The organism is Pseudomonas sp. 18173 (genome assembly GCF_050432945.1).
Lineage (GTDB): Bacteria > Pseudomonadota > Gammaproteobacteria > Pseudomonadales > Pseudomonadaceae > Aquipseudomonas.
On record NZ_JBKFTN010000018.1, the window covers coordinates 74,396 to 94,153 of the forward strand.

13 protein-coding genes are annotated in these 19,758 nt (G+C 61.0%); 12 read left to right on the forward strand and 1 reads right to left on the reverse strand.

Annotation, left to right across the window (positions count from 1 at the left end; genetic code table 11):
- The first annotated feature begins 309 nt into the window (after positions 1–309).
- Positions 310–1,803 carry a YifB family Mg chelatase-like AAA ATPase gene (locus ACLD1X_RS20160; protein ID WP_429370625.1) on the forward strand — a complete coding sequence of 498 codons (1,494 nt, stop codon included), beginning with the start codon at positions 310–312 and terminating at the stop codon, positions 1,801–1,803.
- Positions 1,804–1,809: 6 nt separating this feature from the next.
- Here ACLD1X_RS20160 and ACLD1X_RS20165 read toward each other — a convergent pair whose 3' ends face one another.
- Positions 1,810–3,021: an aldose 1-epimerase family protein gene (locus ACLD1X_RS20165; protein ID WP_429370627.1), complete on the reverse strand. Its 1,212-nt coding sequence runs from the start codon at positions 3,019–3,021 to the stop codon at positions 1,810–1,812.
- A 266-nt stretch (positions 3,022–3,287) separates the two neighbouring features.
- On the opposite strand from ACLD1X_RS20165, the gene ACLD1X_RS20170 reads away from it, so the two are divergent.
- From ACLD1X_RS20170 to ACLD1X_RS20220, 11 genes are read left to right on the forward strand one after another with little or no spacing between them, the layout of a single operon-like run.
- A complete protein-coding gene (locus ACLD1X_RS20170) occupies positions 3,288–4,661 on the forward strand; it encodes an SrfA family protein (RefSeq protein ID WP_429370629.1) in 1,374 nt (457 codons plus the stop codon).
- A gap of 17 nt (positions 4,662–4,678) precedes the next feature.
- Positions 4,679–7,744, forward strand: a complete 3,066-nt coding sequence (locus ACLD1X_RS20175) for a virulence factor SrfB (RefSeq protein ID WP_429370631.1) — start codon at positions 4,679–4,681, stop codon at positions 7,742–7,744.
- Positions 7,741–10,452: a putative virulence factor gene (locus ACLD1X_RS20180; RefSeq protein ID WP_429370633.1), complete on the forward strand. Its 2,712-nt coding sequence runs from the start codon at positions 7,741–7,743 to the stop codon at positions 10,450–10,452. The genes ACLD1X_RS20175 and ACLD1X_RS20180 overlap by 4 nt, the downstream gene beginning before the upstream one ends.
- A 3-nt stretch (positions 10,453–10,455) precedes the next feature.
- Positions 10,456–11,499 carry a hypothetical protein gene (locus ACLD1X_RS20185; RefSeq protein WP_429370635.1) on the forward strand — a complete coding sequence of 348 codons (1,044 nt, stop codon included), beginning with the start codon at positions 10,456–10,458 and terminating at the stop codon, positions 11,497–11,499.
- A complete protein-coding gene (locus tag ACLD1X_RS20190) occupies positions 11,499–13,490 on the forward strand; it encodes a vWA domain-containing protein (protein WP_429370637.1) in 1,992 nt (663 codons plus the stop codon). Before ACLD1X_RS20185 ends, ACLD1X_RS20190 begins: the two co-directional genes overlap by 1 nt.
- 10 nt (positions 13,491–13,500) lie before the next feature.
- Positions 13,501–14,202, forward strand: a complete 702-nt coding sequence (locus ACLD1X_RS20195; protein ID WP_429370639.1) for an ABC transporter ATP-binding protein — start codon at positions 13,501–13,503, stop codon at positions 14,200–14,202.
- A complete protein-coding gene (locus ACLD1X_RS20200; protein WP_429370641.1) occupies positions 14,186–15,409 on the forward strand; it encodes an ABC transporter permease in 1,224 nt (407 codons plus the stop codon). The genes ACLD1X_RS20195 and ACLD1X_RS20200 overlap by 17 nt, the downstream gene beginning before the upstream one ends.
- Positions 15,399–16,943, forward strand: coding sequence for an SUMF1/EgtB/PvdO family nonheme iron enzyme (locus ACLD1X_RS20205; RefSeq protein WP_429370643.1), 1,545 nt, complete (start codon positions 15,399–15,401; stop codon positions 16,941–16,943). Before ACLD1X_RS20200 ends, ACLD1X_RS20205 begins: the two co-directional genes overlap by 11 nt.
- A gap of 34 nt (positions 16,944–16,977) precedes the next feature.
- A complete protein-coding gene (locus tag ACLD1X_RS20210; protein WP_429370645.1) occupies positions 16,978–17,715 on the forward strand; it encodes a hypothetical protein in 738 nt (245 codons plus the stop codon).
- A 4-nt stretch (positions 17,716–17,719) separates the two neighbouring features.
- Positions 17,720–18,226, forward strand: a complete 507-nt coding sequence (locus tag ACLD1X_RS20215) for a hypothetical protein (RefSeq protein WP_429370647.1) — start codon at positions 17,720–17,722, stop codon at positions 18,224–18,226.
- 55 nt (positions 18,227–18,281) lie between these two features.
- Entirely contained in the window at positions 18,282–19,754 is a 1,473-nt protein-coding gene (locus ACLD1X_RS20220) for a vWA domain-containing protein (protein WP_429370649.1), read from the forward strand.
- Positions 19,755–19,758: the final 4 nt, after the last annotated feature.

Below are 19,758 nucleotides of genomic sequence, written 5' to 3' on the forward strand. Positions count from 1 at the left end.
ATCCACTGTAGGAGCGAGCTTGCTCGCGAAAGTCGTGAAGGTCGTGAAGGTCGTGAAGGTCGTGAAGGTCGTGAAGGTCGTGAAGGTCGTGAAGGTCGTGAACGATAACGCGTAAAGCCGGATGACCAGCGGCGCATTTGGGTTTTTCGCGAGCAAGCTCGCTCCTACAGGTGGCGTTTGCCTAGGTCACTCCGTCCCCGCAACATCCAGTGAAAGTTTGCCCCCTCACCCGCCTCACCAGAATTCCCTCCCCCCGACTACCCTTCAAAAGCCCGCAGGAAGCGGCTCCCGTCATCTCAAGGAACGACCATGTCCCTCTCCATCGTCCACAGCCGCGCCCAGATTGGCGTGGATGCGCCCGCTGTCACCGTTGAAGTCCATCTGGCCAATGGTTTGCCATCACTGACGATGGTCGGCCTGCCCGAAGCGGCGGTGAAGGAAAGCAAGGATCGGGTGCGCAGTGCGATCATCAATTCGGGGCTGCAATTTCCGGCGCGGCGGATCACGTTGAATCTGGCGCCGGCGGATTTGCCCAAGGATGGCGGGCGCTTCGATCTGGCGATTGCCCTGGGGATTCTCTCGGCCAGTGTGCAGGTGCCGACGTTGACGCTCGATGATGCGGAATGCCTTGGGGAGTTGGCGCTGTCAGGTGCCGTGCGGGCGGTTCGCGGGGTATTGCCGGCGGCGCTGGCGGCGCGCAAGGCCGGGCGCTGGTTGATGGTGCCGCGAGCTAACGCTGAAGAGGCGTGCCTGGCCTCGGGACTGAAAGTGATTGCCGTGGATCATCTGCTTGAGGCCGTTGCGCATTTCAACGGGCATACCCCGATTGAGCCTTATGTCTCCAATGGCCTGCTCTATGCCAGCAAACCTTATCCCGACCTGAATGAAGTGCAGGGGCAACTCGCGGCCAAACGTGCGCTGCTGATCGCTGCCGCAGGTGCTCACAACCTGTTGTTCAGTGGGCCGCCGGGAACGGGGAAAACCCTGTTGGCGAGCCGCCTGCCGGGATTGCTGCCGCCGCTGGCCGAAAATGAAGCACTGGAAGTGGCGGCGATTCAGTCGGTCGTCAGTTGTTCGCCGTTGAGCCATTGGCCGCAGCGGCCGTTTCGCCAGCCACATCACTCGGCATCCGGGCCCGCGCTGGTGGGAGGCGGTTCGAAACCGCAGCCCGGCGAAATCACCCTCGCCCACCACGGTGTACTGTTTCTGGACGAACTCCCGGAGTTTGATCGCAAGGTATTGGAGGTGCTACGGGAGCCGCTTGAGTCCGGTCACATCGTAATCTCCCGCGCCAAGGACCGTGTCCGCTTCCCGGCCCGTTTCCAATTAGTAGCCGCGATGAACCCGTGCCCCTGTGGATATCTTGGCGAACCCAGCGGCAAATGCAGTTGTACACCGGACATGGTCCAGCGTTACCGCAACAAACTGTCGGGGCCGTTGCTGGACCGAATCGACCTGCACCTGACCGTCGCTCGTGAAGCCACAGCGTTGAACCCTGCGCTGAAACCCGGTGATGACACCGCTACTGCCGCAGTGCTGGTTGCCGACGCCCGAGAGCGACAACAAAAACGCCAGGGCTGCGCGAACGCTTTCCTTGATCTGCCGGGCCTGCGCGAACACTGCAAGTTATCCACAACCGACGAAGCCTGGCTGGAAACGGCGTGTGAGCGATTGACCTTGTCGCTGCGAGCGGCCCATCGACTGCTCAAAGTCTCCCGCACCCTGGCGGACCTTGAGCAAGTTGATGGCATCACCCGCGACCATCTGGCTGAGGCGCTGCAGTATCGGCCGAGCACAAACTGACCAGAATTACTCCTTGGATAGATCAACTAACGGCGTTTGTCGTACCTCGGTTTCCCGAGCACCCTGAATCTCGCTCACCCGATGCAACGCCTTATCCACAGCCCCCTTATCCGCCAGCAAGCTGTACTTGATCTGAAACCGCTTCTGCTCTTTAACCCCAATAATCGGCACCAAACCAAGTGGCCGCTGATACCGGCGGTTGTAGGAAAAACTTGTTCCCGGTTCCAGCCCCGTGACATAGCCCTGGCCTCGGGTATCGGTGTTTTTCCACAGGGAGAACACGGGCAGTGTCTGAGTGTTGAAGCCGACCGAGACACCCAGGCTGCCGGCCTTGTTATGCAGAACGGTCAATGTATCGCCCTTGGCATCGGCATACGGCACCACGTTGTAAACCGTCTCGTCGTAGTCCTTGGTCGGTGCGCGGTAGGTTTGCCAGTCGGGCAGATCGCCCTTGGCCTTGTCGTTGAACGGCGACACCTGTTTCACCGGCGCGGCGAAACGGGCGCCCTGCTCCAGGAACGGGGTGCTGAAGTTACTGTGATACAGCGCCTGGTATTCCTTCGGATAGTCGCCGTTGTTGGTCAGGGTGTCGTTGAGGGCGAACACTACGCTGCCGGGTTCGGTGACCAGTTCGGTCGCAACGGAGAAGTCGACCTTCTTGAACGCCTGCTCTTTCAGTTCGCCGCGCAGGGTGATCGCGTAAGGCGGTTTTTCATCTATATGCAGGGTGACCTTGCTGGCCGGGATATTGGCGGCGCGGCCATGCAGAGTCAGCAGTTCACCGTTGTCGACGCCCGGGTGGCCGACCCATTCGTAGCCGCAGCGGGTGACCAACTCGTTGAAGCCTTCCAGCCAGCCCAGGCCGCCACGACCGTTGAGCTCAATGAAGGACGGATTGACCACGTCCTTGACCGGCGAATCCCAGCCCATGCGCACATTTCCGACCGACGCCTGCAGCACGTTCATCCCGCGAGTCGGCACCACCGAGAGTTTCATCGTGCCGTTATCGATGTCGACGATGCTGACGCCCTCCTGCCGACCGCCGTGCAAGGTGCGCAGGGTGACGCTGAAGGGTTGGTCGGTTTTCACACCGAGTTGCTGGCTGGTGACCTGCCAGTTTTGCGCGGCTTTGTCGCTGTCGAGCAGGACGTAATCCCAAGCCATGGCGTGGGAGGCGGACAGCGCGCCAAGGACAACGAGGAGTTTGAGCGAGGTCATGGGAAAAGCCTTTCTTGGAGTTGTGCATTTTTTATAGCGCTGGTGAAACGATTCAGCAAGTTTAAAAAGCTTACACGCGAGCCTTCCCAAGCCAATTAAAATTGACCTTATGCAACCTCCGCATGCTTACGTTAGTCTCATAAGGTTTGAACCTCCGGCAGTTTGGCGGTGATATCATGATGATATTAAGGTCGCCCGCTAAAAGCAGGAGCAAATACAGACACATTTGTCTGTCATTTTTGCGCAACGGATCGTATGGAGTTTGAATGCGCGGGGCACTATTACGCAGCGGCAAGAGCGGGTCATTCACGGCCCTCGGCGAAACAGGTCAACCGGTCTACCGGGCAGCCCTGCAATTGCGCGAAGCCATTCGCCGCAAGAACCCCGATTTGGTCGATCATCTGGCCATCCCTCAAAGTGATGAACTCGGCAACCAGATCGATTGGTACAGCGCCCTCGACGGCGATGTGATTCCGTGGAGCAGCGCGACCGAAGAAGAACGCGCCCCTGCCCGCCGCCAGCTTGAAGCTCTGAAGACCGCGCTCGAAGAATTGAGCCAGCGTTTCCTGGGTACTGACTCCGCCGAACAGCAGCAAGGCGACAAAGCCGTGTTCGGCAAGCTACTCAAGCGCGTGATTCATTTCCCGGACGAAAACTTTGTCTACCTGGTGCAAGGCAAACCGGTGCTGACCTTCTGGGGTTTCGAGCATGCCGGAACCGGCAATGGCGATCCCCTGCACTGCCTTTATCAGGTCCCGCCCGCGTTCACGCCGCCACCCGTGGTCGAAGCGCCTGCTGTTGCGCCTGCCGTGCCGGTGGTTGCTCGTCCATGGTGGCGTCGCTGGTGGTGGCTGTTGCTGCTGCCGCTCCTGCTGCTGCTTTTGTGGCTGTTGCTCGGCCTGCGAGGGTGCGTCCCGATTCCGTTGGTGGCGGTGGATTTGCTACCTGAGGGCGTTGTGCCGGTAGAAAAACATCTGGAAGAGCCGCCACTGACCGGCAATGTCACGACGCTCAATGGCGTCCCGGTGACAGGCACCGTTGTAGGCTCCGGCACTGCAACCGGTACCGATACCGCCGTGACCGGCACCCATGACGTGGAGGCGCCGGCAGTCGAAGGCAACGAGGCTGATGCAGCACCCGCCGACTTGACCAAAGACCCAGCCAAAGACCCGGCAGCTGAAAACAAAACCACGCCACCCGAAAACAAAACCGCGCCGCCGGATGTCACATCGCCCGAAGCAGAAAAATCCACCGCCACAAAACCCGGCCCTCCCCTGAGCATCCCGCCAGATGCCGCCGACGGTGCCGCCAGGTTCCTCGACGGTCAGTACAGCGCAGGAGCTGGTATTCAGGATCGCCGAACCGGCAAACCGCTGCGCCTGGAATACCAGCTCAAGGACGGTAAGGGCCAAGTCACCGTACACCAGGCCGACGGTTCGAAATGTAGTGGGCCGGTGAGCGCTACTATGAGGGGTGGCAGCCTGGCCATCGACAGCCAGGGCCAGGCCGTATGCGGCGATGGCAGCACTTATGACATGCCCAAGGTCAACTGCCGCAAAGGGGCGACCACGGTCGCGGACTGCACCGGCGGTTACGGAAAAGAACAATTCCCCATGTCCATGCGGCAAGTGGCGGAATAAAAACGGAATAACCCGACATGTTGCCTGAAGTCACTCAATTCGAAGACACCGTCACGCTGGTCAGCGACACCGGCATCCAGTTCATGGATTTCGCCCTGCGCCTGGATCCTCGCAAGGAACCGGCGGGGGAGTTTGCACCGATGATCAGCGGGCTGATCTGCCGCCTGGCGTACAACGAAGAGAAAGACTTCTTTTTCTACGAGCCCGAACCGGAAAAGGTCGAAAAAGCCAAACCTGCGTTCAGCGTCGACATGAAAAGCAGCCTCGATTTGCTCGACGGCATCTGGCTGCCGACCCCGTTTTTCCGCTTCATGCCGCCGCATCGCTTCGACGAAGGTCCGAGCAACTGGTCGCGCATGCGCCTGGTGAAACTGGCGACTCCCGACATCGACGGCAACACCCACCGCCTGACGATGGCGTTCGACAGCCGTGTGATGCCCAAGCGTGACGGCACTGCCTATCTGGCGCCAAACGAAGAAGACATCAGCTCCGGCGTATCTTTCAAGCTCGCGACCAAGGCTAGCGAAACCCGCTGGTTCCTGGCGCAGCCGTGGGTCAACGAGTGGTTGCTGGAAGTGTTCAATGAGGGCAATGCGCACCGTTCGCGCGCAGAGCTGGACATCGATATCCGCGCCAACCATCACCTGGCGCACTACCTCAACTTGCTCAGCCTGTTGAGCAAACCGTCAGCCGCCCAACAGTCGAAGGCCCGGGCGAAAGTTGAAATCCCCGAGCTGAAAGTGGTCGCCAATGACACCAATGGCCTGGTCAAACCGATTCCGGTGGATCTGGTGCTGGACGTCGGCAACTCGCGCACCTGCGGCATCCTGATCGAAAACCACGGTCAGGCCGGCTCCGGGCTGAAGCAGAACTACGTGCTGGAACTGCGCGACCTGATCACCCCCGAACACACCTATAACCTGCCGTTTGAAAGCCGCGTGGAGTTCTCCCAGGCGTACTTCGGCAAGGACCACTGCTCGGTCAAGAGCGGTCGTCACGATGCGTTCCAGTGGGCGACGATTGCCCGTGTCGGCAATGAGGCCAGTCGTCTGGCCAGTCGTCGTCGCGGCACCGAAGGCTCCACTGGCCTGTCCAGCCCGAAACGTTATCTGTGGGACGAAAACGCCTATGGCCACGGCTGGCGTTTCAACTGCTCGTACATCAAGACCGACAACGAGCCGTACGCCACCGCCGCGCCGTTCTCGCACCTGATCAACGAAACCGGCGAGGCGCTATACAGTCTCGAAGAAGACGATCGTCTGCCGGTGTTCATGCCGCGTTATTCACGCAGCTCGCTAATGACCTTCATGCTCGCCGAAGTACTGGCCCAGGCGCTGTCGCAAATCAACAGCCCGGCCCAGCGCTCGCGCCAGGGTCACACCCGCGTGCCGCGCCAGCTCAACAGCATTACCCTGACCGTGCCGCCGGGCATGCCGCAGGCCGAACGCAGCATCCTCAACGAACGCATGCTGCAAGCCATCGGCCTGGTGTGGAAAAGCCTCGGCTGGCATGCCGGCGAGGAAGATCCACACCAGGATCAGGCCGTCAGCCCGCGCACACCGATCCCGAGCATCCGCGTGGAATGGGACGAAGCGTCCTGCGGCCAGTTGGTGTACCTGTACACCGAGGTCAACGAGAACTTCGCCGGGCACCCGGAAGAGTTTTTTGACACCATCGCCAGGCCGGACAAGGCCGACCGCCAACGCATCACCCTCGCGACCATCGACATCGGCGGTGGCACCACCGACCTGGTGATCACCGACTATCGCCTCGACCGCGCGGGCAATACCGGCAGCGGCAGCAACGTGCACATCGTGCCCGAACAGCGTTTTCGCGATGGCTTCAAGGTGGCCGGCGACGACATCCTGCTGGACGTGATTCAGGACTTCATCCTGCCGAGTTTCGAAAAAGCCTTGCAGAACGCTGGCGTGAAAGCCCCGAACTCACTGATGTCACGGTTGTGTGGCGATGAATCGGTCAGTGCCCAGGACATGATCCTGCGTCAGCAATTGAACCTGCAGGTGTTCGCCCCGCTGGGCCTGGCGCTACTCAAGGCGTACGAGCATTACGATCCGCAGGTCCCGCAGGAAGTCATCCCGCAAAGCTACCGCCAATTGCTCGGTGACAACGCAATCAGCCAGACCGTGCTCGACTACGTCAATGTCGCCGTGCGTCGCGATGTCGGCGCTCAGAGCGGTTTCGACCTGTATGCCGCGCCGATCAGCTTCGACCTGCAAAAGCTCCATGCCGCGTTCCTCAACGACCAGATCAACATCACCAAGATCCTTGGTGCGCTGTGTGAAGTGGTCGCGCATTACCCGTGTGATGTCTTGTTGCTGACCGGCCGCCCTTCGCGCCTGCCCGGCATCCAGGCGTTCATTCGCAAGGTGTTGCCGCTGCCACCAGGGCGCATTCTGGCGCTGCAAAACTACCGCACCGGCGGTTGGTATCCGTTTCACAGGAACGGCCGGATCGACGACCCGAAAAGCACCGCCTCGGTCGGCGCCATGCTCTGCCTGTTGTGCGCCAACCACAGCGTGCCGAACTTCTACTTCCGGGCATCGGCGCTCAAGCCGTATTCGACGGTCAAGCACATCGGTGTCATCGACCTGAACAACGTGATCAAGGATGCCGACGTGCTGTACCGCGACATCCAGTCCGAAGACTACAAAATAAAACTGCCGGAAATCGGTACGGGCGACGACGCCGACACGCCACAGCTGGAAATGCGCGGCGATCTGCGCCTCGGTTTCCGCCAGTTGGCCGCTGACCGCTGGGCCGCTTCGCCGTTGTATACCTTGCGGTTCACCAAGGCGGGTCGGGAGAAGTTTTCCCGGGCAATCGGTGAAAACGGCAGCGCGCCGCTGCTCAAGGTGCGGCTCGAGGTCAAACCGGCTGACAAATACACGCGCAAGCAGGATCTGGTCAGCGACCGCCTCTCGGTTCGCGACATCGAATCCAACAGTAACAACGTCAACTTCAACCCGCGCAGCGACCTCGAGCTGGAACTCAACACCATGCTCGACGCCGGCCTGAGCGAGACCAAGTACTGGCTCGACAGTGGAAGTGTGAAACGCAAATGAATGACCTGACCCCCGATCAAACTCAGCTTTCTGCCAGTTGGGCCGCTGTTTATGAAGGCGCCGGTCAGGCGCTGGACTGGATAGGCCAGACACGCGTCAATGCACCGCGCCTGGACAGCGAAGCCGACAACCTGAACATCCGCCTGCACCGCGCCCGCAACCTGGCCAAAAGCCTCGGTCGCGTGGCCTGCACGCCGATGACCATTGGCTTTTTCGGCTTGTCCCAGGCCGGCAAGTCCTACCTGATTTCGGCCCTCGCCGCCGGTCAGAACGGCAAGCTGGAAACCGAGTTCGGCGACCATCGCCTGGACTTCATCAAGCACATCAACCCGGTGGGTGGCGGCAAGGAAGCCACCGGCCTGGTAACGCGCTTCAGTCGTCGGGCGAAGGTAAGTCAGGACAATGATTTCCCGGTAGAACTCACGCTGTTCAAGGAAATCGAACTGGCGAAGATTCTCGCCAACGCCTGGTTCAAGGATTTCGACCTTGAGCGGATTTCCTACGAGATCGACGAAGAGCGCATCCAGCGCGTGCTCAAACCGTTCGAAGGCCGCGAAACCGGGCCGCTGCAAACGGGGGTCAACGCTGACGATCTGGTGTCGCTGTGGGATTACCTGCGCGACAACTTCCGCAACTCGGTGAAGAAGCTTGAGCACCTGTACTGGCCCAAAGCGTTGCAACTGGCGCCACGCCTGAGTTTCCAGGAACGGGCCGAGCTGTTTTCGATCCTCTGGGGTGAACAACGCGAGTTGACGCGCGTGTACCAGCAACTGGCCGGTGCACTGCACAAGCTGGGTCTGCCCGAGACCGTATTCGCACCGCTGAAGGCCTTGGTGAGTTTCGACAACGACACCTACAGCCAGCGCGACAGCATCATGAACGTCGACATCCTCGAACGCTTCGGCAGCCCGCTGGACTTGCCGATCGATGTTCGACCGCTGGTTGGCGATCGCCTGCAAAACAGTCAGGCAATTGCGGTCGCACAACTGGCGGCACTGACCGCCGAAATGACCTTCCGCCTGATCGAAGCGCCAGTGGATGACATCGTCAATCAGGTCGACCTGCTGGACTTCCCCGGTTATCGCGGGCGCCAGAAACTGCACGAGATCGCCGATTCCAACGACCCGCAATCGACCGCCAAGGACAACTCCGTTTCCCAGCTGATCCTGCGCGGCAAGGTCGCCTACCTGTTCGAACGCTACACCGACAATCAGGAAATGAACGCGCTGGTGGTCTGCACAGGCTCGACCAAGCAGAGCGACGTCAACGACGTGGGCCCGGTGCTGACCCGCTGGATCGAAAAGACCCAGGGCGCCGACTCGGCCGCTCGCAGCAAGCGCGATACCGGCCTGATCTGGGCACTGACCATGCTCGACCTGCGCATCACCAACTCCCTGAGCCTGACGCCTGATCAGTACGACGAGAGCTGGAACGGCATGGTCAAGCTGACCATGCTGGAGCGCTTCGGCAGCCTGAGCTGGATGAACGACTGGGCCGGCACACCGTTCCAGAACACCTATCTGGTGCGCAAACCGCGTATGGACGCGGCATTCATCGGGCAAGACGCGACCGGTGCGGAAACCGGCCTCAATGCCATCTATCAGGAACGTGTCAGCGCGCTGGGCACCAGCTTCGCCAGCAACGCCCTGGTGTGCAAACACATCAAGAACCCGGCCAACGCCTGGACAGAAATGCTGCGCAACGATGACGGTGGCATCAGCCACTTCAGCGGCAGTTTCAAAGGCGTGGCCAATATCGAATTCAAATTGCAGCGTATCCGCGAGCAATTGAGCGAATGCCTCGAGGGCCTGACCACTCATGGCCTGAGCACCTGGTACCACGCTGACGACGACGGCGCCGCAGCCGCCAAGAAAGCCAAGGCGCAAATGATTCTGACGGGCCTGGGCCGGCGCCCGGCGGTGCTTGGCGAATTGATCGATCAACTCGACATGCCGAGCGAAGAGGTGCGCGACCTGTACCTCAGCGGCGTGTACGAAACCGATGACGAGCCGGCCGTGAACGACGAACCGGTCACCCCGACACCGAGCCAGAGCCTGTACGGCAACGACGCCGGTTTCGATTTCGATTTCAGTGACGACCTGAGCCACGACGCGCCAGTCAGCAGCAACACCGGCACCCCGGCGCCCGAGCTGCAAAGCACCGAGCACCGTTTTGCCAAAGCGGCCTTCAAGGCCTGGATCGCGCACCTGCGTGAACTGACCACCCGGCAAAGCCTGCTCAACCTGCTGGGGCTGGAAAAGGCCTTGCTGGAAGCGGTGGTCGATGAACTGATCACCGCCGGCTATCGCCAGGACTTGCCGGGGCAACTGAGCCGCGCCGTCCTCAAGCGCGCACAAAGTGGCGCGCGGCGCGATCAACTGGTCGAACGCCAGGTACTGGAAGTGCAGCGTGTGCTGCGCGATTTCGTGTCCTGGTTCGGCTACCTCCAAAAGCCGGTGAGCGAGCGTCCGAACAGCCGCGCCGGTGCCAAGGCACCTTTGTTTTCGTTCTACACCGACATTGGCCCGGGACAAGTGCCGGTACTGCCGGCGCAACCGGCGAATCAGGCGCAACGGTATCTGGGCGACTGGCTCTCGGGCCTGGCCTACATCACGCAGGACAATGCCGGCCATGGTGCCGGACGTGAAATCACCCCTGAACAGAACGAACGGCTGGGCCAAGTGCTCGCAGCCTTCGCAGCGAGATAAGCAATGCCAATTCGTGTCGACCTGCTCGCGTTAGAGCCCAATGTGCCTGGCCAGGCCCGCCTCACTGTGAAGAAATGGCAGGGTGGCGAGGAACAACTGGAGTTTTCCATTCAACGCAACCAGGACGGTTTTTACCTTCAGGACCACAAGGCCTGGAGCAACAGTCCATTCTGGTTCAAGGTCTCGCGTTTCAACCTCACGGCCAACGGCGAAGCTTTGCAAACGCAGGTCGGACCGGACGTGGTTGACCCACTGCTGGAAGGCGGCGCCAACTCGCAATTCCAGATCGAACTGCGCGAACAAAGCCAAGGCCACGCCGACAAAGGCGTGGTTCGGCCAGGCGTTGGCGTGTTGCCGTCCACGGCCGGCGGCCAGACGCGTTCAACTTACGGTGGCGCCGAACTGACGACGCCGAATGCACCGGCACCGAAAGCACCGGAACCGGCACCGGAAATCCCGGAGTTGCCTGAGCTAACCCTTTCCACCGCCGAGCCAGAACTGGAATTGGAGTCGGTGCTCACCGAGCCCGCCTACACACCGCCTCCCGCACCGGTGAAGAAAAGCAACAAAGGCCTGATCGGCCTGTTGATTGTCGTGGTGTTGCTGCTGGCCGCGGGCGCCGGATTCTGGTTCTACAAACGCACCCCGCAGCCTGCCCCGGTAGCCGCAGCCCCTGCCACCGCACCGGCCGGCGCCGACGCTCAAGCCTGCACCCTCGACAGCATGAACAGCCTGCCCGAGTTGACCTTCGTCCAGACCTGCATCAAAGCGGCACCCGACAGTGCCAGGTTGCTGGAGATCATCAACCAGGCCAAGGCCGGCAAACACTGCGGCGTCGCCCAACGCCTGTACGCCAACCGTGCCCAGGCCGGTGACGCGCTGATCGCCAACGCCTATGCCCGCGAATACGACCCTAAATACCTGAAGGCCAGCGAGTGTTTCCCGGCCGCGGACAACGCCACCGCCGCCTACTGGTATGAAACCATCCTCACCCAGGATCCGAACAACGCCGAAGCCAAGCAGCGCTTCGAGGAGTTGCAGAAGTGATGCGTTCGCCCCTGAGTCGTTTCCTGCTGAGCGGTGCCGCATTACTGGCGCTGTGCATCAGCCCGCTGTCCCTGGCCGATGACAAACCGCTGATCCAGGCCGGTAAAAAGACCCTGTTCCAACGCGTGCTGACCACGCCGGGCTGCACAGTCAGCCCGACGGCGGGCGGTGCGGCAGGCGACGCACAACCGGTCTTCAGCCGCTTTTATGTGTACGAGCGCGCCCAAGCGAACAACGCCGAGTGGCTGAAAGTCGGCCCCGACAGCTACGGCAAAACCATTGGCTGGTTGCCTGCCAGCTGCACCACCGACTGGAAGATGCAACTGACGCTGGCCTTCACCAACCCGGCCAACCGCGACCGGCTGCTGTTCTTCAAGGACCGCGCCACCGTCGAAGGCATCCTTGATGCACCGGACCCGGTCAGCAAAGTTGCGCCGCTGCGGGCCACGCTGAAAAAGGGCCAGCAGGCACCGGGCGTACTGGCTCAAGAACCTGAATACTTCGTCGACCTGCAAAAGCAGTTCTACCTGCTGCCGGTGCTCAGTGGCGAAGAAGTCATGACCGAAAGCGGTTTCCGCACGCGCCTGCTCAACGTCGCCTCCGTCAGCAAGCCGGATGACAAGAACGCCAAGGGCGGTGCAGCAAACAGCGCGGCCGGTAGCAAGGAAGCCGAAGAGAAAAAGGCCAACCAGCTGAAGGAATTCAGCGCGGCCGTGGTATTTGTCATCGACTCGACGATCTCGATGGACCCCTACATCGACCGCACCCGCGAGGCGATCCGCAAGGTTTACCAGAAGATCGAAGCGCAGAATCTCGGCAAACAGGTCAAGTTCGGCCTGGTGGCTTTCCGCTCCAACACCCAGGCGGTGCCGGGGCTGGAATACACCACCAAGATGTACGCCGACCCGACGCAGGTGAAAGACAGCGCCGACTTTTTCGCCAGGATCAAAGACCTCAAGCAGGCCACCGTGTCGAGCAGCAGCTTCGATGAAGACTCGTTTGCCGGCGTCATGGAGAGCATCGACAAGGTCGACTGGAGCCAGTTCGGCGCGCGCTACGTGGTGCTGATCACCGATGCGGGCGCCATCGAAGGCGAAGACAAGCTGTCGAAGACCGGTTTGAACGCTGCACAGGTGCGTATCGAAGCCGCCAACCCGGGCGTGGCGATTTACACCCTGCACCTGAAAACCCCGGCCGGAGCCAAGGACCACGCCAAGGCCGAGGCGCAGTACCAGAACCTGTCGACCTACCCGGGCACCAACACTTCGCTGTACTACCCGGTGAACGCTGGCGATGTGCAGGAGTTCGGGCGCAAGGTCGACGCCCTGGCCGGGGCGATCACTGCACAGGTGAAAGCCGCCTACATGGGCGAAGACGCTATCGGCAGTGCGGCGAACGCCAAGCAGGACCCGGCCGAGAAAAAAATGCTCGAAGACGCGGCGCTGATCGGCCACGCCATGCAACTCGCCTATCTCGGCGAGAAGACCAACAGCAAGGCCCCGCCAGTGTTCAAGGCATGGATCACCGACCGCGACCTGATCAAGCAGAACATCCCGACGACCGACGTGCGGGTGCTGCTGACCAAGTCACAGCTCAGCGACTTGAGCGACGTGATGAAGAAGATTCTCGATGCCGCCAACGAAGGCCTGATTTCGCCGACGGAAATGTTCGATCGCCTGCGCTCGGTGGCGGCGACCATGGGCGCCGATCCCAATCAGCTCAAACAGAACAGCAATGCCAAGCTGGCGGACATGGGCGTCCTCGGTGAATACCTCGAAGACCTGCCTTATCAAAGCGAAGTGCTGAACCTGGATGAAGAGACCTGGAAGAGCTGGGATGGTCTGGCACAAGAGAAATTCATCCGCACGCTGAACACCAAACTGCGGCATTACCAGCGTTACAACGCCGATGTCGACCGTTGGGTAGCTTTAGCCAAAGACAGCGATGCGCGGGACAACGTCTACCCCGTGCCTCTGGAAATGATGCCTTAACGAGACGCCCATGCTCGATATCAAGAACCTGCTGGTGCGCCGTGGTGAAGGCGCACAGGCCCATCACGTGCGACTGCCGCACTTGCAGGTCGGCGCCGGGGAAATCCTCGCCATCACCGGTGAGAGCGGCAGCGGCAAAAGTACGTTGCTCGAAGCCATCGGCCTGCTGCTCGCGCCGGTGGAACTCGAGCGTTTCCGGCTGGGCCCGGCGCACGCTCAGGATATCGCCCAACTGCTGGCCACTGACGACCAGCCTGCTCTTGCAGCGGTGCGTTCACGGCACTTGGGATTCATTTTGCAGAGCGGCGGCTTGCTGCCGTTCCTGAGCGTGCGCGACAACATCAGCCTGCCGCGCCGTTTGCTCGGGATGCCCGCAAAAAGCGATCACATCGACCACGCCGTTGACGTGCTGCGCCTGCGAGGGTTGCTGGATAAACAGCCTCAGGCCTTGTCGATCGGCGAACGCCAGCGTGTTGCCTGCGTTCGGGCAATTGCCCATGAACCGCTGCTGCTGTTGGCCGACGAGCCGACCGCCGCGCTCGACCCTCACAGTGCCCGGCGTTTGTTCGAGTTGCTCCTGAGCCTGGTGTCGAGCATGGGCCTGAGTGCACTCGTTGTATCCCATGACTGGGCCTTGCTGAAAAATTTCGGCTTGCCGCGACTCGGCGCTATCAGCCATCAGGGAGAGACTCTGTTTGAACCGATGGACTGATCGCTTGCGCCTGCTGGGCTCACTGGCACTGCAAGACCTCTGGCACGACCGCAAGGTCTCGCTGTGTATCGCCGCCTCCCTGGTGGCGGTGATCGCGCCGTTGTTGCTGCTGTTCGGGCTCAAACACGGGGTGGTCAGCCAACTGCAGGACGAACTGCTGCGCGACCCGCGCAACCTTGAAGTGAAGATGCTCAGCAACGGCAACTACGACACGGCCTGGATCGAGCGCCTGCGCCTGCGCCCCGAGACCGGTTTTGCCCTCGGCCAGACCCGCTCGCTCAATACCCAGGCTGACCTGCTGATCGGCATGCAACGGTTTGTCGAAGGTGCGGAAATCATCGCCACCGAGCCCGGCGACCCACAACTGAACCTGGCGTCACTCAACCCCGTCGGCAATCAAGTGATCCTCAGCGCCAGCGCAGCGCAACGCTTGCAGGCCAAGGCCGGCGACAGCGTGCAGCTGCGGGCCTTGCGCCGCCTGGAAGGTGTCAATGAACGCGGCGAGATGGAGCTGACGGTACTGGCCGTGCTCGACGGTGCCCGTTTCGGTCGTGCTGCCGGGTTTGTCGCCCCGCCGCTGCTGCTGGACCTGGAACGCTTTCGCGACGGTTATCAGGTTAGCGAGTTCGGGGTTACCACCGGCAAGCCTCAGGGTAATCTACAACCGCTGTATGCCCGCGCCCGCGTGTATGCGCGCGACATCGATCAAGTCGCGCCGCTGGAGCACTGGCTCAACGAACAACACATCGAAACGTCGAGCCGACTGGCCGACATCGACAACGTCAAGGCCATCAACCACGTGCTGGGGTTGATCTTCGGTGTGATCGCCGTGGCGGCACTGATCGGCTGCGTGGCGTCGATGGTCGGCGCGTTCCTGGCCAACATCGACCGTAAACGCAAAAGCCTGGCGGTCCTGCGTCTGCTGGGTTTCAAACGCAGGTCCGTCGGCGGTTTCGTGGTCCTGCAAGCGCTGGTGCTGAGTCTGGCCGGCTACGTCGGCGGGCTGGGGTTTTATGTCGTGGGCAGTCATTTGTTCAACTACCTGCTCGGCAGCAGCCAGGCCACCGGTACCTTCGTTTGCCACATCACTGTCTGGCATGGCCTGGCCGCCCTGCTCCTGACCTTCCTGGTCGCTACATTGGTGGCTATGATCGGCGCCCTGCGAGCCATCAACATCCAACCTGCGGAGAGTCTGCGTGAGCTATAAACGTTTTGGCTTGCTGTTACCCCTGAGCCTCGGCTACCTGCTCGATGCCTCGGCGGCGGGCTGGGAAGAGAAGTATTACAACCCGATGCCGGAGGCTGGCGACGTCGTGCTGCCGATGCCCTGCGAAGGCTCGATGGTGTTTCGCAAGGTGTTCATTCCGGTCGCCGGTCCCCTGGATGACTACCCGATCAACATCGGTCAGGACGGCGCGGAATACGGCTATGTCGAGCAGACCCGCCCGACCTTTATCGCTGGCAGTTTTACCGGGGCCAAGAACGACAAGTCCCGCTATTACCTGATGGCCAAGTACGAGATGAGTCAGTTGCAATACGCCGCACTGACCGAAGCAGCCTGCCCCACCGCCGCTACCAGCATGCGCCTGCCGCAAACGGCAGTGAGCTGGGTACAAGCCATCGAGGCCGCCGACAAATACAACCTGTGGCTGCGCAAAAACGCCGCCGGCAAGCTGCCCAAGGAAGACGGCGCCCAGGGTTTCCTGCGCCTGCCGACCGAAGTCGAATGGGAGTTCGCCGCGCGCGGCGGGCTGGAAGTCGGTGCCGCTGAATTTCGCGACACGCACTACCCGATGCCAGAAGGCATCAACGCCTACGAGTGGTTCGCCGGGGCGCAATCGTCCAACGGCAAAGTGCAACTGACCGGTCTGCAAAAGCCCAACCCGCTGGGTCTGCATGACATGCTCGGTAACGTCGACGAAATGATCTTCGAGCCGTTTCGCCTGAACAAACTCGACCGCCAGCACGGTCAGGCCGGCGGCTACGTCGTCCGTGGCGGAAACTACCTGACCGCGCAGGCCGACCTGCGTACGGCATTGCGTAAGGAAGAGCCGTATTACAACGCCGAAGGCCAGGTGAAAAACAAGACCACCGGCCTGCGACTGGTGCTGGTCTCCCCGACCCTTACCTCTCGCGAACGGGTCGCCAGCATCGAAAGCAGCTGGAAGAAACTCGGCACAGGCAGCAAGGAAACCGAATCCGCCGACAAAGGCACCGTGCAATCGCTGAATAACCTCGCCTCGGGTGTCGAAGACAAAGCACTCAAGGAAAAGCTCCAGGCCCTGGAGAACCAGCTGCGCGCCAGCAACCAGCAGCAGGAAGAAACCCGCGACCAGGCGATCCGCGCCAGCCTCAACCTGGGTGCGTTCCTGTGCACCAAGATGCTCGACGACGGCCAGTACGTGGACTTCCTGCAAAAGAACTACAAGCTCAATTGCGAAGGCGCGGACAAAGACGCCAGTTGCGACATGCGTAAAGGCAAGCTCGAGGAGCAAAAGGATCGCCTGCACAAACTCAGCCGTTACTATGCCAGCAGCCTGGTGGAATCGGCTACCTTGTACGGCCAGCCACTGCTTGAAACGCAAGTCCCGGTGATGGAAGAAATCATCACCCGCAACAAACAGCTGCAAGACCTCAAACCTTACTTGCGCACCCACTGGGCCAATCAGAAGGCGTTCCTGCAAAAGCAGAAAATCGACACTGAAGCCTGGCTGACCAGCTGCAAAACCGTCACTCAATAACAATGCGTCAACACCGTTACCCAGGAGTTTCACCATGTCGCGCAGCCTTTGGACTCGCTTCAAGCTACAGATCGCTTTCGTAGTCGCCGGCAGCCTGCTAATGACCGGTTGCGCCAACACCGGCAGCTCCATGCTGGGCGAAGGCGAAGGCGGCGGTGCCGACCCGCGCCTGACCCAGGGCAATGACGCAGAGTTCTTCAGCAAGTCCGGATACCAGGCCTGCGCCGTCGGCGCCGGTGTCGGCATCCTCGCTTGCGCGCTGTCCAACAGCAACAACAAAACCGTGTGCGTCATCGCCGCCGGTATTACCGCGTGTGGCGTGGCCATGGGCGCGAACTATTACCTGGATCAACGTCGCGCCGAATACGCCGACACCAGCACCCGCCTGGCGAAGATGAACAGCGACGTCCAGCAAGACACGCAGAACGTGATCGCCCGGACTGCGACCGCTCAGCAAGTGATCAATGATGACCATGCGCAAATTGCCCAGATCAAAAAGGACATTGCCAACAAAAAAGTCGACAGGAACAGGGCTCAGGCGCAAATCGCCGGAATCGACTCGGACATCGCGCGCCTGCGCAAAGACCTTGCCAACATGCGTACCAAAGTCACCGAGTACAGCAAAGTGGCAGACGCCGAGCGTTCACAAGGCTCCAGCGCCGAGATCAGGCAAGTGGAGATGAACATTCAGAGAATGAACCAGAAAGTCGGCAGCCTGCAGAAGGAAGTCGACGCTCTGTACAGCCAACGCTCCGCAATCACCCTGGGTTAAGCCTATGACGCCAAGACAACTGATAGTCATCACTGCCGTCCTGGCCCTGAGCGGTTGCGCGAGCCAGCCCGGCGAATGCGATGCAACCAATCGCGACAGCAGCATGCTGACCAAGATGAACTGCGACTACTCCGGTGGTTACAGCGATCAGGTCAAGCAGAAGGAACTGGCCCTGAGCGAGTCCCGGCAGCAAAACGCAATGTTCCGTCAGGTGTACGAGAACATTCAGGCCCAGCAGCTCAGCACCAAGACCGATCTGGCCAGCCAGCAGAAAGCCCAGGCGGCGCTGAATCAGTCGCTGGCGCAACTGCTGACCTCGCTCAAGGCCCGCCGTGGCAATGAAGCCCAGGTGCAGAAGCAGATTGCCGACCTCGAGAAACAGCTCAAGGCTTCGCAAGCGGCGCCAACGGCCAAATCAACGCCAGCGACGCTGGCGGCCAAGCAGCAAGAGCTGAAAACGTTGCAGAAGAAGGTCAACCAGCTGCAATTCAGCCTCGGCTACGAAGAGTAATTTTTACCCTGCAAGCATCCCGATGGATGCCTGCGCTTTTTCAGGAATCGTCGTCATGCAGCGGGTCATCAGGGATGCGCAAGCCACATCGGAGGGGATGAGTGCGCTGCAAGCCAAAGTCGCCCTCATCCAGAAACACTTTCCGCCGACCGTCGCCAGTCTGTTTGCCATCCCGCGGATGGGCAGCGGCGACGTGCTGGAATGGTGGACCGAACTGGGTGGCCAACCCACACCCTATGCCGATCTCAACGAGGACGCGCGACGACGTTTGCTGGAAACCTATGAAGTGCGTCAGACGTCCCTCGGACAGCTGGCGGATGAACTGCAAAAACGCGGTCAACCGACGGAAGCGGATGACCTGCGCAGCCTGCTCGGCACGCCTGAGCTGGACAAACTCTACAGCCTCAACGGTGAGCCTTTGGTGGTGCGCTGGAACCTGCGTCCGCCCAAACCGATCGTGCCGCCGGTGGTGCCGGTCGCGCCCGTGCTGCCGCCGTCGCGTCGAGGCTGGTGGATCGCGGCGGCGTTGCTCGCGCTGCTGTTGTTGCTCCTGGCGCTCTGGCTCTGGTGGTTCCTGCACCGTGAGCCGGTTGTCGTGGCGCCACCTGTAGCGCCTGTGGCGCCAGTAGTGACGCCGGTTGAGAAACCGGTCGAGCCTGTCCCCGAGCCTGTCGTGGAGCCGGAACCGAAACCTGTTCCGGCACCAGAACCCACGCCAGAACCGGTACCGGAGCCCAAGCCGGTCCCGCCACCAAAACCGGCACCGGCACCTGAACCCAAGCCGACTCCGCCACCCAAACCGGTTCCACCACCAAAACCGGTAGTGGCTGCCCCGCCACCAGCCCCGACGCTGGACAACTTCGCATGCCGCAAAACAGCGCCGAAGTCAGAGGTTCCGCAGTTCGTGGTGGTGCTCGACACTTCGGGCTCCATGGATTTGAACATCAAGTCAGTGAAAGCCGACGAGGACTGGTTCTACGGTCCTGACATCAACAAGCTCCTGGACCCGAACCGCACCATGCGGCTTACCGCCAAACCCAGCCGCATGGACATCGCCAAGGACTCGCTGGCCGGCATGATCAACGGGCTTGACCCGAAGATCGACACACGCCTGATCACCTTCGCCGGCTGCGAAAGAACACCGGACCAGGGTCTGTTCAAGTTCGGCGACCGCCCGCGGCTGATCAACGGGATTCGAGGCCTGGTTCCCGACGACGGAACACCGCTGGCCGACAGCCTGGCCCACGCGGCGAGTACCGTCGACGGGCGCAATAACGATGCGGTTATCGTGATGTTCGTCGACGGAGAAGACGGTTGCGGGCAGGACGTTTGCGCGGTATCCCGTCGAATCGCCAGGGAACAACCGCGCCTGCGGGTCAACGTGGTGAAAATCGGTGCTGGCGGCCCGTCACGCTGTATCGCTGAAAACACCGGAGGTCGGGTTTACAACAGCACCAATGCGGCTGAGTTGGGCAACCTGTTGAAACAGGCGAGCAAGGAAGTATCCAGCAATGCCAAGTGCGATTAGCTTG